This window comes from Eudoraea sp. (genome assembly GCF_049665975.1).
GTDB lineage: Bacteria > Bacteroidota > Bacteroidia > Flavobacteriales > Flavobacteriaceae > Eudoraea.
Window position 1 is genome coordinate 1 of the sequence record NZ_JBATGR010000115.1, and the last position, 2,524, is coordinate 2,524.

Annotated in this window: 1 pseudogene; it reads left to right on the forward strand. The window is 42.1% G+C overall.

From position 1 onward, the window contains the following. Positions 1-2,524 (forward strand): annotated as a pseudogene (locus WBN20_RS04595) (hypothetical protein); the annotation flags it as partial.

Here is a 2,524-nt window from a genome sequence, read left to right on the forward strand (position 1 = left end):
AACAATGCAGGGGCTACCATAACTGCCAGTGCAATTGGAGGTACACCAAGTTATGAATATCAATTAGAAGATACAGTTGGTGGTATAATTACGCCTTATCAGGTCGGTGTTGATTTCGTTGCTGTTCCTGCAGGAGATTATATTGTAAGAGCACGAGATACGAATAACTGCGAGGATCCTATAGACGCCCCTATCACCGTAGTTGCTCCAATGAATCCAACATTTATAACCACGCCAACAGCTTGTTATAGCGGGGCTAATGATGGGACAATCCTGGTAGATGTAACTTCAATTCCCGGAAACGGTGGATTTCAGTTCAGTATTAATGGCGGCCCATGGTTAACGCCTACGCCATCTACAGCAACAAACTACACCTTTGAAAACCTGGCATCAGGGAATTATACTATAGATGTCAAAGATTCTTTTGGTTGTATCGGCGTTCAACAAAACGTAACTATTAATCCAAGTTTAACTGCTGTTGCTGATGTTGTACACCTTTCTACTTGTGCTGACGGTTCAATCACTGTCACTGCTACAGGTGGTGATGGAGCATACGAATATGCTTTTGTGCCAACAACAACAAGCCCTGCCGGTTTATTTGGCGCCAGCAATACATATGTAGTTACTACAGGAAATGACGGTACGTATGATGTTTATGTAAGAGACAACTCTGCTGTTGTACCTTATTGTGAATTCATGGAAACGGTTACAGTTAACCCGGCTACGCCAATAACATTTACCTCAACACCAACGGATCCTGAATGTCATGATGGCGTAGGGTCTATAGAAGTAAATGTAGCCTCAGGAGACAACCCTTATACAATAGAGATAATAGATTTAGATAATGGAGGGGCGTCAGATCAAACTTATACAAATGTAGTATCGGCTATAACCAACTTTTACAATTTGGCGCCGGGTAATTATACCATAAATGTCACGGATGCTAATGGTTGTGTCGTTACAGATACTCCCGTGAATATTGGCAACCCTGATGAATTAACTGGTAGTGTGATTCCTATCCTACCTGCTGCATGTAACAGTGTAGACCCAAATGATTATGGCTTCCAATTCGTAGGTTACCCAAACACCTTAGGTACTATTGAATTTAGTGCAGATGGTGGTGCGACCTGGACAGGGGACAATAGTATTCCTGGAACTACCGATATTTTAACTGGTTATATTTCCGGTACCTCAGTTTATCCTTCAATGAGAACAGTTGTAGGTGGTGTTACGATATGTCAGACTGATCTTCCCAGATATATAATTCCATATCCATTGGATGATCTTGATATCACCATTTCTACTGTAGTTGTAGGTTGTAATGAATTACAGGTAACAGTACAGGGAACCGCTGGTGTGCCAAATTACGAATATGCGTACACTACTGATCCTACTACGTTTAACCCTGCCACGGCTGCATGGACAGCCCCTATTCCTGGTGCACATGTTTGGGTAGGCCTGATCCCCGGAAGAACCTATGTTTTCTACGTTAGGGATTCAACAGGTTGTATAAGACAGAGTAGTGTAAATGTTAATGACATTACCATGAATCCGATAGAAATATCGGCAGTATATGAGCCTTCTTGTTCTGGAGCGAACGATGCTGAAATTACCTACACGCTCGTAGACACTGATGCTTTCTCATACCCAAATATGCGTTGGGAGTTTTATGATGCTGTCACCGGTGCCTTAGTACAATCCAGTGGCGGAATCGTCCCTTATTCAGCCACCATTATGGTGAATGGCCTGGCCCCTGCTGAATATTACATAGTGGTAACAGAAGTGGATGCGGGTCTTGCAGATGTTTGTGTTTCAGCCAGTGAAAATATATTAATTGAAGAGTTAGACCCTATTACGGCGACATTAAACAAGCTAGCAGATATTTCTTGTAACAACCCCGGATTAATAGCAATCGAAAACATTGCTGGTGGTGGCGGCACTTATACTTTTGACGTTACAGGTCCCGCTCCTTTTGTAGCAATTGTAGGAACCTCTGACAACCCAATTGAAATACCTGCAAATTCTCCTTCAGGGAATTATAACGTAACTATTACTGATCAGTACGGCTGTTCAACGAACCTTGGTCCAATTAATCTGGATCTTTCACCAGACCCAACTATTGATTCTATGGTAGTAGATACCTGTGTGTCTCCTACTACATTGACTATTAATGCAACAAGTGCTGCGCCTCAAATATTATATTCAATTGACGGTGGGGTAACCTATGTAGATAATGGAGGTGTTTTTAACAATCTATTTCCCGGCCTATACAATATTGCAATTATAGATAGTAATGGTTGTACAGACACCGATACTGTTACCATTATACCCCCGCTTGAATTTACAGTAATGCAAACCGCATTATTAGATTGTGAGCCAGGGATGGCTGCCAATGCCGAAATTACAATTGAAGTAACATCAGGCTCAGGGAACTATGAAATTGAAATTGATGGCCCGGGTGCAATAGACCTGGCCCGACAAGTATTACCTGGAATTCTTTTTGTTTGGACAGGAGCAAGTGGTG